This window comes from Ruegeria sp. AG6, assembly GCF_056541565.1.
On sequence record NZ_JBQFYQ010000004.1, the window covers coordinates 46743 to 61141 of the forward strand.

The following is a 14399-nucleotide window of genomic DNA, read 5'->3' on the forward strand; positions in this document are numbered from 1 at the left end:
CGGCCGGAGGCCACGATGACCGAAATCAAACAAGGCGACACGGTTCGCATCCACTACACCGGGACATTGCTGGACGGCAAAGTCTTTGACAGCTCGGACGGGCGTGATCCGTTGGAATTCGTGGTCGGGTCGGGCCAGATCATCCCGGGGCTGGACCGTGCCATGCCGGGCCTGTCCACCGGGGACAAGACGCGGGTGGAAATTGCCTGTACAGACGCCTACGGCCCGATCAACCCTGCGATGCGTCAGGAAATTCCCCGTGAAGGCATTCCAGACGACATCCCCCTGGATCCCGGGACACAGTTGCAGATGCAAACGCCAGAAGGTCAGGCCGTGCCTGTAACGGTTGTGGATTCAAACGAAGCCACCGTTACTCTGGATGCAAATCACCCGCTGGCAGGGCAGGATCTGGTTTTCGAGATCGAAGTCGTTTCAGTCAACTGAGACATGGTTCGGGCCGGATGTCCGGCCCCGATCTCACCCTATCAGAGCGTGAATCGCGGCCCTTACCTGTGGCTGCGTAAAGAAGACGAACACCAGCAACAGTGAAGTCAACGTAAGCAATAGCACCCTGGCCCGTTGGCTGAGAAAGCCGGGCTTTCGCCGGCTTTGCGTCGCGCGTGCATTGTTTGCAATGATTTGGTCAAGTTTGCTCATATCGATTACCTGCCGCCTAATGATGGTGAAATCTGGGCAGCGGCAGGGAAAGATATGGTCACATGGATTCGGGCTGAGGCATGCCCAGAACGTGGAAGCCACCGTCAACGCGGATGATCTCACCCGACGTGCAGGCACCTGCATCTGACGTCAGGTACACAGCCGTTCCGCCGACAGCTTCAAGTGTGGCGTTAGAGCGCATCGGTGCATTCTGATCGCAGAATTTGTAGGTCTTGCGGGCACCGCCGATCGCTGCACCGGCGAGGGTTCTCATCGGCCCTGGGGAAATCGCGTTCACGCGGATGCCATCGGGGCCAAGATCGTTGGCCAAATAGCGCGTTGCCGATTCCAGCGCAGCCTTTGCGACACCCATCACGTTGTAGTTGGGCACAACCCGGTTGGAGCCCTGATACGTCAGGGTCAGCAGGGAACCGCCATTGTCTTTCATCAACGGATAGGCGCGACGCGCGACCTCGATGAAGGAATAGGCCGAGACATCCATCGAATGCTTGAAATTCGCACGTGTGGTATTCAGGAACCGACCTGTCAGCTCGGACTTGTCCGAATAGGCGATAGCATGCACCAGGAAATCTATGGTGGGCCAACGTTTGGCCAGCTCGCCAAAAGCGCGATCCAGCGACTCGTCGTCGGTGACATCCGCATCGACCATGAAATCGCTGCCCAGGCTCTGAGCCAGCGGCTCCAGCCGCTTTCCGAATGCCTCGCCCTGATAGGTGAATGCCAGTTCGGCGCCAGCCTCGTGCATGGCCTTGGCAATGCCCCACGCAATCGAGCGGTCATTGGCCACGCCCATGATCAGGCCGCGTTTACCTTTGAGAAGATCCGACATTACTTTCACCCGTTATACTTTGAAAGAACCATGGACCCGTTCGTGCCGCCAAAGCCGAAGCTGTTGGTCATGACACTGTCCAGTCCTGCGTTTTCAACCACTTGAGTTGCAATTTCACCGGGCTGAATGCCTTCGGCAAGCGTGTCGACATTGATCGATGGAGTAATGAAATCATTTTCCAGCATCAGCAGGCAGAAAATCGTCTCAAGCGCGCCCGCCGCGCCCTGAGCGTGGCCTGTCATCGACTTCGTCGAGGAGATGGGGGGTACATTGCCTTCGCCAAAGATGCGGCGCACCGCCTCTACCTCACCCACGTCGCCGACGGGGGTCGAGGTGCCGTGAGCATTGATATAGCCGACCTTGCGCCCCTCGGGCAGGGTACTCAGAGCAAGTCGCATCGCGCGCTCGCCGCCCTCACCTGAAGGAGCAACCATGTCGTGACCATCTGAAGTTGCGGCATAACCTGTAACTTCAGCATAAATTTTGGCGCCGCGGGCCAGAGCGTGGTCCAGCTCTTCCAGAACAACGATTCCACCGCCGCCCGAAATCACGAAACCATCACGGTTTTCGTCGAACGCGCGCGAGGCTTTATCGGGTGTGTCATTATATTTCGACGACATCGCGCCCATTGCGTCGAACAGGCAGGAAAGCGTCCAGTCCAGTTCTTCACCGCCGCCGGCGAACATCACGTCCTGCTTGCCCAGCATGATCTGTTCGGCCGCGTTGCCGATGCAATGCAGCGAGGTCGAGCAGGCCGAGGTGATCGAATAGTTGATGCCCTTGATCTTGAACGCGGTCGCCAGATTGGCCGAGATCGTCGAGCACATGCATTTTGGCACGGCAAATGGCCCGATCCGCTTGGTCGCGCCCGTCTTCAGAACGGTTTGATGCGCCGTCAGCATCGCGCTGGTCGAAGGTCCGCCAGAGCCCGCAACCAGCCCGGTGCGTGGATTGACGATCTGGTCTTCGGTCAGCCCGGAATCGGCAATCGCCTGGCTCATGGCGATATGTGCATAGGCGGCCCCTGGACCCATAAAGCGCAATGTGCGCTTGTCCACATGCTGGGCCACGTCGATCTTGAGCGTACCCGCGATCTGGCTGCGAAAACCATGTTCTGCCATCTGCTCGCTGGCCACGATCCCGGATTTACCTGCTTTGAGCGAGGTCAGAACCTCTTCGGCATTGTTCCCGATCGAGGACACAACCCCCAGACCGGTGACGACTACTCGACGCATGTGCGCACTCCTTGTTTCAGACCGTTCAGGCTCAGGCCTCGGATAGAACGACCTTCATGTCCTTGACATCATAAATCATCTCGCCATCGGCTTCGACAATGCCATCCGCCACACCCATTGTCAGGCGGCGCGTTTGAATCGCTTTTTTGAAATCGATTTTATACGTCAGCATCTTGCGGTCCGGGCGAACCATGCCGGTCAGCTTTACTTCGCCGACGCCGACGGCCATGCCGCGCCCCTGCCATCCACGCCAGCCAAGGTTGAAACCGGTCAGTTGCCAAAGCCCGTCCAGCCCCAGACAGCCCGGCATGATCGGGTTGCCCGGAAAGTGGCACTCAAAGAACCAAAGGTCGGGTGTGATGTCGAATTCGGCCAGCACATGGCCCTTGCCGTGCAGACCACCATCGGCAGAGATGTCGGTGATCCGGTCCATCATCAGCATCGGTGGGGCGGGCAATTGTGCGTTGCCGGGGCCAAATAACTCACCACGAGCGCATTTCAGCAGATCATCTTTGTCAAAACTGCTAGGGAACTGGGCCATTCTGCCACCTTTCCTGCCGGGGGTCTGTCTTTACATCTGGCTTCGTCTAACACCCGTTTGCAAGGTCCTGCAAGAGCGGCGCGCCACATCATGTTGTGTTGGTTCTTATCTTGCGAATGAATTTCATTTGTAATTGCCGGTGATGCGCCCCTATATATAAAGGCAGGAATAATGGGTATCGGATCGATGACACCTCAGAGCCGCGAAATCGCAACAGGTTGGCTGGTGAATGCCGGCTTGCGACCGACGCGTCAGCGCGTGGCGCTGGCCGAGCTTTTGGTGGGCGACGGCCGCCATCGCCACGTCACCGCAGAAAGCCTATTTGAATCGGCAAAGGCGAATGGGGATGCGGTGTCTCTGGCAACGGTCTACAACACTTTGCGTGCTTTTTGCGATGCGGGCGTGCTGCAAGAAATCACAGTGGACGGATCGAAAAGCTACTTCGACACGAACACGCATGATCATCCCCACTTTTATTGGGAAGACGACGCAAGGCTAAGCGATGCGCCGTCGGATCAGCTGGTCATTCAGCGCCTTCCCGAGGCGCCGGAAGGTGTCGAAATCGCCTCTGTCGATGTCGTCATTCGCTTGCGCAAGAAGTAAAAGACCTTAAACGCCTGTCAGCCCGGCCACCAAAACTCGCTCGGCCTTTTCGATGACCGTGTCAGAGGGTCCTGTGCCGTGCCGCGCCAGAACGACGGATTCTGCTGTGTCCGGATTGGCAATCGGTACGCTGACCAGATGCTTGTTGTCATAGCTGAAGCTGCTGGGTGGGCTGGCATAGCTGATCCCGATTCCCTCACCATGGGCGGCAAGGCTGCGTTGAATCTCAAGGGATGCCGCCCGGTGCGCGACGGTAGGGCGCAGCCCGTTTTGTCGGAACAGGCCGAGAATGTGTTGGGCGGATAATCCTTCCGAAGACAGAATCAACGGATGACCTTCCAGCGCTGCAAGGGTGACTTCTGTGGTTGTCGCCAATGGATGATCCGGGGACATCAAGGCCTTCGGTCTGCTGTCGAACAGTTTTGTACGGGCGAACCCCGCATCCATGGTCAGGTCGTATGTGATTGCGATGTCAATCTGGCCATCCATCAATCCATTCAGCAGCCCTTCGAAGGACCCGGCCACATAGGTAAGGTTGAGATCGGTGAACGTGTTGCGGAGAAGTTGCAGGGCCGAGGCCAAAAGGAAGGGGGCCAGGTCCGTAAAGCAGCCCAATCTCAGCCTGGAGGTGCCCGGCGCGGAGGTATCGGACATTTCGATTCGCGCAGCATTTTTCAGCAAGACCTCGGCGTTCTCTATGAACGTACGTCCCTGAGGTGTCAGTGCCATGGCTGCACCCCGGCGGCGAACGAACAGCGGATACCCCAAATGGGCTTCAACACGCGTCAGCGCAGTGGACAAGGCCGGTTGCGAAACATTGAGATGCTGGGCTGCCGCCGACAAACTGCCGTGACGCCCGACTGCACAGACATATTCATATTGGCGCAACGAAATATATAACATGAGATTAATAATAACTTCGAAAGATATGATTTGAACAGAATACATTTTTCCGGTCAAAAGCAAAAAAACTTCAGGAGCTTCCGATGCCACACCGTCTTGTTACTCAGCAGATGATCGACACTTATCAGGCCGACGGCGTCGTACTGGTCAAAGGGCTGTTTGCGGATCATGTGGATCAACTGCGTGATGGTGTGGCCGCGAATATGGCCGATCCCGGTCCCTATGCCTCGGAAAACAAGAAGGCGGGTGAAACAGGTCGTTTCTTTGATGATTACTGCAATTGGACCCGGATTCCGCAGTTCCGCGACGTGATCGAGACGTCTCCCGCAGCTGAGGTTGCCGCGGATCTGATGCAATCGAAACGCGTTCAGATGTTTCACGATCACGTGCTGGTCAAGGAGCCCGGTACGTCGATGGCGACACCGTGGCATCAGGACGGTCCATATTATTTCGTCGAGGGTCAGCAGACGATCAGCTTCTGGTCTCCGCTTGATCCGGTCAGACAGGCGACGCTGCGGTGTGTTGCCGGGTCGCACCGATGGGATAAAGAAGTTCTGCCGACCCGATGGGTTTCCGAGGACGGCTTTTTCCCGGATGAAGGTCAGTACATCCCCGTGCCGGATCCGGATGCCGAAGGTATGAAGGTCATCGAATTCGAGATGGAGCCCGGCGATGCCGTCGCTTTCAACTATCGCACGCTGCACGGTGCGCGCGGAAACCAGTCGGACAGCCGTCGCCGCGCCTTTTCACTGCGGCTGGTGGGCGACGATGCCCGGTATGTAGAGCGCCCCGGCCGAACCTCGCCCCCGTTTCCCGGTCATGACATGACGCCGGGACAGCGCCTGCGCGAGGATTGGTTTCCGATCTTGTTGCAGCGCCAGGCCGGCTCAGAACCACTGACCTGATTCGATCAGCCCGAGATCCAGCAGCTGGCGGGACTGCCATTCAAACGGCACCGAGTTGCGCCAGCGAAAGCTTCGGATGTCAAAGGTTGACCCTGCATTGGATTTCAGCGCCTTCGCGGCACGGAAAGAACAAATGGCGGCCGTCAGGTTGTGATGCCAGGGACAGGAATAGGTATTGTATTCCGGTTCGTTGAAAGTGTGATCGGGTCTCAGCACCAGGTTTTTTTGTGCTTTGAACAATGCGATGCGGTCGATCCTGCGACGTTCGTAGGGAATGTGGTCCTCGAACCGCCACCGCAACCCGCCCGAAAGATCCACCTGACGGTCCAGCGGTTGGCCGCTTGGGTCGTGGCGGGTATGGGCATAATAGCCAACACTGTCGAACATGGCCTGATCGGGGGCCACGCCATTGGGATGTGCGGTCAGATCCTCGGCGTACAGGTCAATGACATAGCTGAGCATCGCATTGCGACGCTCTTCACCATGAAAGACAAGCATCTCGCCCACGCTGCGCGTTTCGCAGTAGGGAAAGAACAGGTATTCGGCGTTGTAGCAATAATACATCCAGATGCCGGGTGCGGCCTGAATGATCCTGTTTATGGTTTCGAACACGACCAGCCGGGGAACACATTTCAAATTGACCCGATGCACCTTGGCGGACAGGTCCTCTGTCAGATGAAACTCGTCCGGTGCAAAGACGATGACGGATTTGAAACCCAGCCTCAGATGATGGTGCAGCGTGCTGGCCAACTCGACGTCGTCCTCGGCAAAAATCAATGCTACGGGGCCTTTGGCCAGTGCGGCCTGTCCCGATTTCAGGAAATGGTCGAGGGAATCGTACGTCATCGGGTGCTTTTTGGTCCGGCCTTGCTGGAAAGTCCTGCCAAATTCGGGTAATTGCGCCCGCATTGCAAGCGGCGTTCGAAGCGTATAGATGACGCCGATCCAGCGAATGCAAAGGCCCGTCCCATGTCCGAACCGAAGAAGCTGTTTATCAAGACTTATGGCTGTCAGATGAACGTCTATGACAGTGAACGCATGTCCGAGGCGCTGGGCGGGCAGGGCTATGTCGAAACCAAAACGCCTGACGATGCCGACATGATTCTGCTGAACACTTGTCACATCCGCGAAAAAGCGGCTGAGAAAGTGTATTCGGAACTCGGTCGCTTCAAGGGTCTGAAAGCCGAAAAGCCTGACCTGAAAATCGGTGTGGCAGGCTGTGTTGCGCAGGCCGAAGGTGAAGAAATCATGCGCCGCCAACCGCTGGTCGATCTGGTCGTCGGTCCGCAAAGCTATCACCGTCTGCCCGAGATGGAGGCCAAGACCCGTGCGGGCGAAAAGGCACTGGACACCGATTTCCCCGAGGAAGACAAGTTTGAAAAACTGAAAAACCGTCCCAAGGCCAAACGCGGCCCGACGGCGTTTCTGACCGTTCAGGAAGGGTGCGACAAGTTCTGCGCCTTCTGCGTGGTGCCTTATACGCGTGGGGCCGAAGTCAGCCGCCCCGCTGATCGCATCATCCGCGAAGCCCATGATCTGGTTGAACGCGGCGTGCGCGAGATCACGCTGTTGGGTCAGAACGTGAACGCCTATCACGGGGCCGGCCCCGACGGAGACATGACCCTGGCCGGGCTGATCTGGGAACTGAACAAGGTTGACGGGCTGGAACGTATTCGTTTCACCACGTCGCACCCCAATGACATGGCCGACGACCTGATCGAGGCACATGGCAGCTGTGAGAAACTGATGCCGTATCTGCACCTGCCGGTTCAGTCGGGCTCGGACCGTATCCTCAAGCGAATGAATCGCAGCCACACGGCAGAAAGCTATCTGCGCCTGATCGAACGCATTCGTGCGGCGCGCCCGGATATTGTGATGTCGGGGGACTTCATCGTCGGCTTCCCAGAAGAAACCGAAGAGGATTTTCAGGCAACGATGGATTTGGTTGAAGAGGTCAAATACGGCTACGCCTATTCCTTCAAGTATTCCACACGCCCGGGAACACCAGCGGCCGAGCGGGCTCAGGTTGATCCGGCTGCGGCGGATGATCGATTGCAGCGCCTTCAGGCCCTTATCACACGGCACCAAAGGGAAATTCAGGACGGTATGGTCGGTCGTACAGTCCGCGTTTTGTTTGAAAAACCGGGCCGCCTGCCGGGCCAGATGGTCGGAAAATCCGAGTATCTGCATTCGGTGCATGTGAAAGGGCCCGAGATTGCCGTTGGTGATCTGAAAGAGGTCCGGATCACCGACTCGGGCGCCAACTCTTTGGCGGGTGAGCTGCTCTGACTCGGTAAGATTCCGCCGTTCAGACACCATAGTTGGTGTTTGTTTCCAAAATTTACCCTTGATTTATTGCTTGGAACTATGCTCCGAGAGGAGCCATGTTTTTCAGGCGCCGTTATTGCGTCAAAAAACGATTATACGCCGATCTGAAGATCGGAGTGATGGAGGTACGAGTGCCAATCTTGAACAGCTTCAGGACCCTGAGCCTAGTGAAAACCTTGCCTTTGGCCTCGGTTGTTACTTTTTTTGCCAGCGCGACGATTGCCGGAGACCTGAAGGGCACGACAACCGATCCTGTCGTTATCAGCCCCAAGAAGTTCAGCAGTGACGTCAGTGCATTTTACCTGGGGATTGCTGGCGGCTACGCCTCAGGCTGGGACGATCGATTTGGCCTGAGAACGCCCGCCGGGCTGTTTGATATTGGCGACCTGAACGTATCCGGCGCATACGGCGGCTTTCGTGGTGGTTGGCGTGGTGTTCTGCCTTCAAGGTGGGGGCGTGATTTCGTCTATGGTTTTGAAGTCAGTTATGATTTCGGATCCTTGGACGACAGTGTCAGGGCCCAGATCGGCGGTTCGAACGTTGAGGGTGGGGCAGAGATATCTGACGTTTTGTCCCTCAAATATCGAAGCGGCCTGACAAGCCGAAATGGTCGGGTTCTGTACTTTTTCAGCGTCGGTTACCTGTGGGGCGATGTTGAAACAACCAACAACATCACATCCGGAGCTACAGTACAGAGCTTTTCGGCATCGGATCGGCGGGGCGGATATACCGCAAGCATCGGTGCCGAACACAAGCTGACCGACAATTGGTCGGTCACCGGCGAATACGAATACGTCCAGTTCAAATCCGAAGACGTTCAATTCGGTTCGGGCTTTTCCACGAAGTCCACACCGAAATACGGCGGCTTGAGATTCGGGCTGAACTATACGTTCTGATGCGCGTCTGACAGGCTTTTTTCTTTTGTATGATCGGCGCTTTTGTCATCCGCGGGCTTATTTTTGAAACTGTGGCTTGCGCCCACCGAGATTTGTTGTCTACGCTCGGGGTGAACCGCCAAGACAGGAGAACGGATTGGCCATCGGTGCCCTGACCCCACCGCAAGACGAAATGCCCCAACGCGAGGCGTTTTTAGAGTTTCCCGACAACCGATTGTTGATTGACCTGTGCGGCGAATACGACCGCAATCTGACCGACATCGAAAGCAAGCTTTCCGTCCAGATCGTACGCCGCGGCAACCAGCTTGTCGTGATGGGCGATGAAGACGCCCAGAAGCAGGCTATTGAGGTGCTTCAATCGCTTTACACGCGATTGGAAGGCGGGCGCGAGGTCGAGGCCGCGGACGTGGACCGAGAACTGCGGATGGGTGGTTCGGAACAGGGGACCGGCAGCCGCGACGGCGATCAGTTGGAAATGTTCAAGGGCGGTTCAGTCGAGATCAAAACCCGCAAGAAACTGGTGGAACCGCGCACGGACGCCCAGAAAGCTTATGTGCAGTCACTGTTTCAAAATGAGCTTGCATTTGGCATTGGGCCTGCTGGCACGGGGAAAACCTATCTGGCTGTTGCCGTGGGCGTGTCGATGTTCATTGGCGGGCATGTGGATCGAATCATCCTCAGCCGCCCGGCGGTCGAAGCGGGTGAAAAATTGGGTTATCTGCCCGGTGACATGAAAGACAAGGTCGATCCCTACATGCAGCCGCTGTACGACGCGCTGAATGATTTTCTGCCCGGCAAGCAACTGGCCAAGTTGATTGAGGAAAAGCGAATCGAAATAGCGCCGCTGGCGTTCATGCGTGGACGCACGTTGGCCAATGCTTTTGTGGTGCTGGACGAAGCACAAAACGCTACGACCATGCAGATGAAGATGTTCCTGACTCGTCTGGGCGAAGGCAGCCGCATGGTAATCACCGGCGACAGGTCGCAGGTGGATTTGCCGCGCGGCGTTCAGTCGGGCTTGCAGGATGCGGAAAGACTGTTGAAAACGATCCCCAACATCAGTTTCAACTATTTCACGTCCAAGGACGTGGTTCGCCACCCGCTTGTGGCCGCGATCATCGAGGCGTATGAGGCGGATGCGGGCCGGGAATCCACTTGATTGCAAGGCTCATTCACAGGGCTTTTGTGCGATAAGATGAATCTGGAACTCACTGTCGAAGACGACCGGTGGCAAGGGCTTGAAGCTTTGTCGCGGCAAGCGATATCCGCTGTCCTGTCCTATGCGGAACTGGACCCTGAACTTTGCGAGATCAGCGTTCTGGGATGCGATGACGCACGCATTTCGGAACTGAACGCCGAGTTTCGCGGCAAACCAGCCGCCACCAATGTTCTGAGCTGGCCGGCAGAAGATTTGGCCCCGGAGGAAGCCGGGCAAGCGCCCCATCCGCCAAAGCCGGATTTCACCTGTGAAATTCCTTTGGGCGATATTGCGATCTCCTTCGACACCTGCGCGCGTGAGGCGGATGAGGCAGGCAAGGACATTGACGATCACGTCATCCATTTGCTTGTTCACGGAACGTTGCATTTGCTGGGATATGATCACATTCGTGACCCCGACGCCGCTTTGATGGAAGGGATTGAGGTCGAGATACTTGGCAAGTTGGGTATAGATGACCCATATAAGGTATAAGGTGGGTCATGTGACCCGATCAGTTGGAACAAGGTAATGGGCGAAACAGACGGCAGTTCTAGGGCGGCGCAAAGCGCGCAACCTCAGGACAGCGGCAATGATACAGAAGAGAAAAGCGGGTTTATTTCCCGAATTTTCGATGCGTTTTCGAGTCAGGAGACTCAGCAAAACCCGGGGATGAACGGGCAGAGCGCAGCGGCAGCTCGGCCTCACGGGATGATGAACCTGCGCAGGATGCGCGTCGAAGACGTGGCCATTCCCACGGCCGAGATCATCGCGGTTCCTTCTACCATCACCAAGGATGAGCTGGCTGACGTATTCCGGGACAGTGGGTTGTCCAGAATTCCGGTCTATGAAGGAACGCTGGATACGCCGTTGGGCTTCGTTCACCTCAAGGATTTAGCGCTGACCCATGGTTTCAATGGCGGTGCGGACAAGTTTGACCTGAAATCCATGTTGCGCACGCTTTTGTTCGTGCCGCCTTCAATGCCGATCGGTGTCCTGCTGACCAAGATGCAGACCGAACGTCGCCATATGGCGTTGGTGATTGATGAGTATGGCGGCGTCGACGGGCTGCTGACGATCGAAGACTTGATCGAGCAGGTCGTGGGTGAGATCGCGGACGAACACGATGCAGACGAAGATCAGCTTTGGGTGCAGGAAAAGCCGGGCTGTTACGTTGTGCAGGCACGTGTGCCGCTTGAGGACTTCGAGGCCGAGATCGGCAGATCCTTGACCAGCCACGAGGATGTGGATGAAGAAGACATCGACACGCTGGGGGGGCTAGTGTTCATGCTGTCCGGGCGTGTTCCGGCACGGGGTGAGGTCGTGATTCATCCGGAAGGGCCGGAATTCGAAGTGATCGAAGCCGACCCGCGACGCATCAAACGGTTGCGCGTCATGCTGCCGGACGTCGCTGCATGACGCCTGTCCGGGGCTGGCCGTTATCGTTGAGATTGTTTGCCGCCGCCGCACTGGGCGCCTTCGGCGCTTTTGGCCAGGCACCGCATGGGTATTGGGGCGCTACGGTTGTTGCACTGGTTTTGATCGTTCCGGTGTTCCTCGCCAGTGAAACCCGTGCTCGCGCGGGGTGGATCGGCTGGTTCTTCGCCACCGGCTATTTTGCCCATGCGCTCAGCTGGATCATCGAGCCCTTTCAGGTGGATGCAGAGCGTCACGCCTGGATGGCACCGTTTGCGCTGGTGTTCATGGCTGGCGGGCTCGCCCTGTTCTGGGCAATTGCGTTTCGACTTGCGCGGCATGTTGGCGCGACCGCCATGCAGCAAGGCGTTTTGCTGATCGCAACGCTGTCGCTGGCCGAACTGGCCCGGGGATACGTGCTGACCGGGTTCCCTTGGGGCGGAGTGGCGCAAATCTGGATGAATACGCCCGTGGCGCAAGTGCTGTCTCTGGTGGGGCCGTATGGCTTGAATGCGCTGACATTTGCCGTGGCGTTTCCGATAGGGGCGGCACTGATTCAGGAAAGACGCTTGCGGGCACTGGTCCGTCCACTGGGATTTACAGCTGCGGCGGCGGTGCTGGCGATTGGCTATGCGTCGATGCGGCCAACGGTTCAGGAAGGCCGGCACACAGTTCGTGTCGTTCAGCCCAACGCGCCGCAACACCAAAAGTGGGACCCGGCATATGCGCCCTTGTTCTTTGCCCGTCAGATTGAATATTCCGCCGCTTTGCCCAGACCGGACCTGATCGTCTGGCCCGAGACCGCAGTTCCAGCCTGGCTGGGCAGCGCGCAACCGTATTTGACGGCCATTGCGGATGCCGCTCAGGGGACGCCCGTGGTTTTGGGGATCCAGCGTGGAGACGGCCCGAGGATTTTCAACTCGATGGTCTATCTGGATGAAGCCGGGCAGCAGGGCGGTCTGTATGACAAACACCATCTGGCCCCGTTTGGAGAATATGTGCCTTTTGGCGAGTTGATGGGCCGTTTTGGGATTTATGGGATGGCGGCCACAACGGGGCATGGATTCAGCGCAGGGCCGGGGCCCGAGCTCTTGGGCCTTGGCAAATTGGGAAGGGCGCTGCCTCTGATCTGTTACGAAGCCGTGTTCCCGCAAGATGTGAACGGGGCGGCGGGTCGGGCGGACTTTCTGTTGCAGATCACAAATGACGCGTGGTTCGGAACGCGTTCGGGACCGTTTCAGCATCTGGCACAGGCCCGGATGAGGGCAATTGAACAGGGTCTGCCGATGATCCGTTCGGCCAATACCGGCATATCGGCCATGATTGACCCATTGGGTCAGGTCACGGCCTCATTGGCGCTGGGCAAGCCGGGATACGTGGATGCGATCCTGCCGCAGCCACATCAGCCAACAGTTTATTCCCGCATCGGGGACAGCCCTGTTCTTGGGTTGCTATTGTTTCTTGCTGCATTGGCGTGGTTCAACATCCGTCGCCTGAGCAAATAATTAGAGATTGACCCCATCTTTAAGCGAGCGTATGCGTCTGTGACCTGTCACAACGGCTTCCTGGCGTGGCGGAGAAACCCCTAATGGAGCGCATTTATGTCCCGACAGAACTATACATTTACTTCGGAATCCGTTTCCGAAGGGCATCCCGACAAGGTCTGTGACCGTATTTCGGATGCTGTCCTTGATGCATTTCTCAATGAAGAACCAGAAGCCCGTGTGGCCTGCGAAACTTTTGCCACGACCAACCGGGTTGTGATCGGTGGCGAAGTAGGTCTGTCTGATCAAGACAAGCTGCACGATTACATGGGTCGCATCGAACAGATCGCCCGCGACTGTGTCAAAGACATCGGTTACGAGCAGGACAAGTTTCACCACGAAACTATCGAAGTAACCAATTTGCTGCACGAACAATCTGCCCATATCGCTCAGGGCGTTGACGCTGCGGACGACAAGGACGAAGGTGCCGGCGACCAGGGCATCATGTTCGGTTATGCCACGACTGAAACTCCGGCGCTGATGCCCGCGCCGATCCAGTATTCGCACGCCATCCTGCGACGTCTGGCTGAAGTGCGCAAGAATGGCACCGAACCTGCTTTGGGCCCCGATGCAAAGTCGCAGCTGTCAGTCGTTTATCGCGACGGCAAGCCGGTCGGCGTCAGCTCGATCGTTTTGTCTACGCAGCACCTGGATGAAGCGCTGTCTTCGAATGACATCCGCGCCATCGTCGAGCCTTATATCCGTGAAACTCTGCCTGACGGCTGGCTGTCGGCCGAAACCGAATGGCACGTCAACCCGACCGGCAAATTCGTTATCGGCGGACCGGATGGTGACGCGGGCTTGACCGGGCGCAAGATCATCGTGGACACCTATGGCGGTGCGGCCCCTCATGGCGGCGGCGCGTTCTCGGGCAAAGACCCGACCAAGGTTGACCGTTCGGCAGCATACGCAGCACGCTATCTGGCCAAAAACGTCGTGGCGGCCGGCATGGCCGAACGCTGCACGATTCAGCTGAGCTATGCGATTGGCGTGTCCAAGCCGCTGTCGATCTATGCCGACACACATGGAACCGGCCAATTGGCGGATGCGGTTATCGAAAAAGCTGTGGGTGAGGTCATGGATCTGACACCGCGCGGCATTCGCCAGCATCTGCAACTGAACAAGCCGATCTATCAGCGCACAGCTGCATACGGCCACTTTGGTCGCCAGCCGAGCGATGATGGTGGTTTCAGCTGGGAGCGCACCGATCTGGTCGATGCGTTGAAATCCGCAGTCTGACCTGAACAACACAAAGCGCGCCTTTGAGGGCGCGCTTTTTCCTTGTGCGTGCCGCTCGCCCTTGCAACGTTCTCTGGCGCGCAGTAT

General features: G+C 57.3%; 15 protein-coding genes and 1 riboswitch. Of the genes, 10 read left to right on the forward strand and 5 right to left on the reverse strand.

Translation table 11 applies throughout. The annotated features are described in order from the left end of the window. Positions 1–15: 15 nt before the first annotated feature. On the forward strand, positions 16–444 hold the full coding sequence (locus ACR0I0_RS10945; protein WP_171330048.1) for an FKBP-type peptidyl-prolyl cis-trans isomerase: 429 nt from the start codon (positions 16–18) through the stop codon (positions 442–444). Between the two features lie 271 nt (positions 445–715). Here ACR0I0_RS10945 and ACR0I0_RS10950 read toward each other — a convergent pair whose 3' ends face one another. The 3 genes from ACR0I0_RS10950 to fabA are packed head-to-tail and all read right to left on the reverse strand — an operon-like array spanning position 716 to position 3283. After that, positions 716–1507, reverse strand: a complete 792-nt coding sequence (locus tag ACR0I0_RS10950) for an enoyl-ACP reductase FabI (protein ID WP_480491405.1) — start codon at positions 1505–1507, stop codon at positions 716–718. A gap of 5 nt (positions 1508–1512) precedes the next feature. Then, complete coding sequence (gene fabB, locus ACR0I0_RS10955; RefSeq protein WP_171117367.1) at positions 1513–2742, reverse strand: beta-ketoacyl-ACP synthase I; 1230 nt, start codon at positions 2740–2742, stop codon at positions 1513–1515. A gap of 31 nt (positions 2743–2773) precedes the next feature. Then, positions 2774–3283 (reverse strand): bifunctional 3-hydroxydecanoyl-ACP dehydratase/trans-2-decenoyl-ACP isomerase, encoded by a 510-nt coding sequence (gene fabA, locus ACR0I0_RS10960; RefSeq protein ID WP_152457158.1) that lies wholly within the window; start codon positions 3281–3283, stop codon positions 2774–2776. Between the two features lie 186 nt (positions 3284–3469). Between fabA and irrA the strand changes: the two genes are divergently transcribed. After that, positions 3470–3886: an iron response transcriptional regulator IrrA gene (irrA, locus tag ACR0I0_RS10965; protein ID WP_170344907.1), complete on the forward strand. Its 417-nt coding sequence runs from the start codon at positions 3470–3472 to the stop codon at positions 3884–3886. Positions 3887–3892: 6 nt separating this feature from the next. Here irrA and ACR0I0_RS10970 read toward each other — a convergent pair whose 3' ends face one another. Further along, the gene (locus tag ACR0I0_RS10970) at positions 3893–4834 is read right to left on the reverse strand and encodes a LysR family transcriptional regulator (protein ID WP_480491406.1); all 942 of its coding nucleotides are present in this window, start codon (positions 4832–4834) and stop codon (positions 3893–3895) included. Between the two features lie 38 nt (positions 4835–4872). Here ACR0I0_RS10970 and ACR0I0_RS10975 point away from each other — a divergent pair, with 38 nt between their 5' ends. Further along, a complete protein-coding gene (locus ACR0I0_RS10975; RefSeq protein WP_171724482.1) occupies positions 4873–5694 on the forward strand; it encodes a phytanoyl-CoA dioxygenase family protein in 822 nt (273 codons plus the stop codon). Here ACR0I0_RS10975 and ACR0I0_RS10980 read toward each other — a convergent pair. Then, positions 5677–6540, reverse strand: a complete 864-nt coding sequence (locus ACR0I0_RS10980; protein WP_171636737.1) for a hypothetical protein — start codon at positions 6538–6540, stop codon at positions 5677–5679. The two genes, ACR0I0_RS10975 and ACR0I0_RS10980, sit on opposite strands and share 18 nt — an antisense overlap. A 123-nt stretch (positions 6541–6663) precedes the next feature. On the opposite strand from ACR0I0_RS10980, the gene miaB reads away from it, so the two are divergent. From miaB to metK, 7 genes are all read left to right on the forward strand, one after another. After that, complete coding sequence (miaB, locus tag ACR0I0_RS10985; protein WP_171636739.1) at positions 6664–7983, forward strand: tRNA (N6-isopentenyl adenosine(37)-C2)-methylthiotransferase MiaB; 1320 nt, start codon at positions 6664–6666, stop codon at positions 7981–7983. Positions 7984–8153: 170 nt separating this feature from the next. Then, positions 8154–8918: an outer membrane protein gene (locus ACR0I0_RS10990; protein WP_348539536.1), complete on the forward strand. Its 765-nt coding sequence runs from the start codon at positions 8154–8156 to the stop codon at positions 8916–8918. 136 nt (positions 8919–9054) lie between these two features. Next, a complete protein-coding gene (locus tag ACR0I0_RS10995) occupies positions 9055–10077 on the forward strand; it encodes a PhoH family protein (protein WP_171636743.1) in 1023 nt (340 codons plus the stop codon). Between the two features lie 36 nt (positions 10078–10113). Further along, positions 10114–10608, forward strand: coding sequence for an rRNA maturation RNase YbeY (gene ybeY / locus ACR0I0_RS11000; RefSeq protein WP_480486827.1), 495 nt, complete (start codon positions 10114–10116; stop codon positions 10606–10608). A gap of 36 nt (positions 10609–10644) precedes the next feature. Continuing rightward, on the forward strand, positions 10645–11532 hold the full coding sequence (locus ACR0I0_RS11005; RefSeq protein WP_171636747.1) for a hemolysin family protein: 888 nt from the start codon (positions 10645–10647) through the stop codon (positions 11530–11532). Then, positions 11529–13034 carry an apolipoprotein N-acyltransferase gene (gene lnt / locus ACR0I0_RS11010; RefSeq protein WP_480491410.1) on the forward strand — a complete coding sequence of 502 codons (1506 nt, stop codon included), beginning with the start codon at positions 11529–11531 and terminating at the stop codon, positions 13032–13034. Before ACR0I0_RS11005 ends, lnt begins: the two co-directional genes overlap by 4 nt. Before the next feature lie 41 nt (positions 13035–13075). Then, positions 13076–13125: riboswitch (SAM-SAH riboswitch) on the forward strand. 5 nt (positions 13126–13130) lie between these two features. After that, positions 13131–14312 (forward strand): methionine adenosyltransferase, encoded by a 1182-nt coding sequence (metK, locus tag ACR0I0_RS11015; RefSeq protein ID WP_480491411.1) that lies wholly within the window; start codon positions 13131–13133, stop codon positions 14310–14312. Positions 14313–14399: the final 87 nt, after the last annotated feature.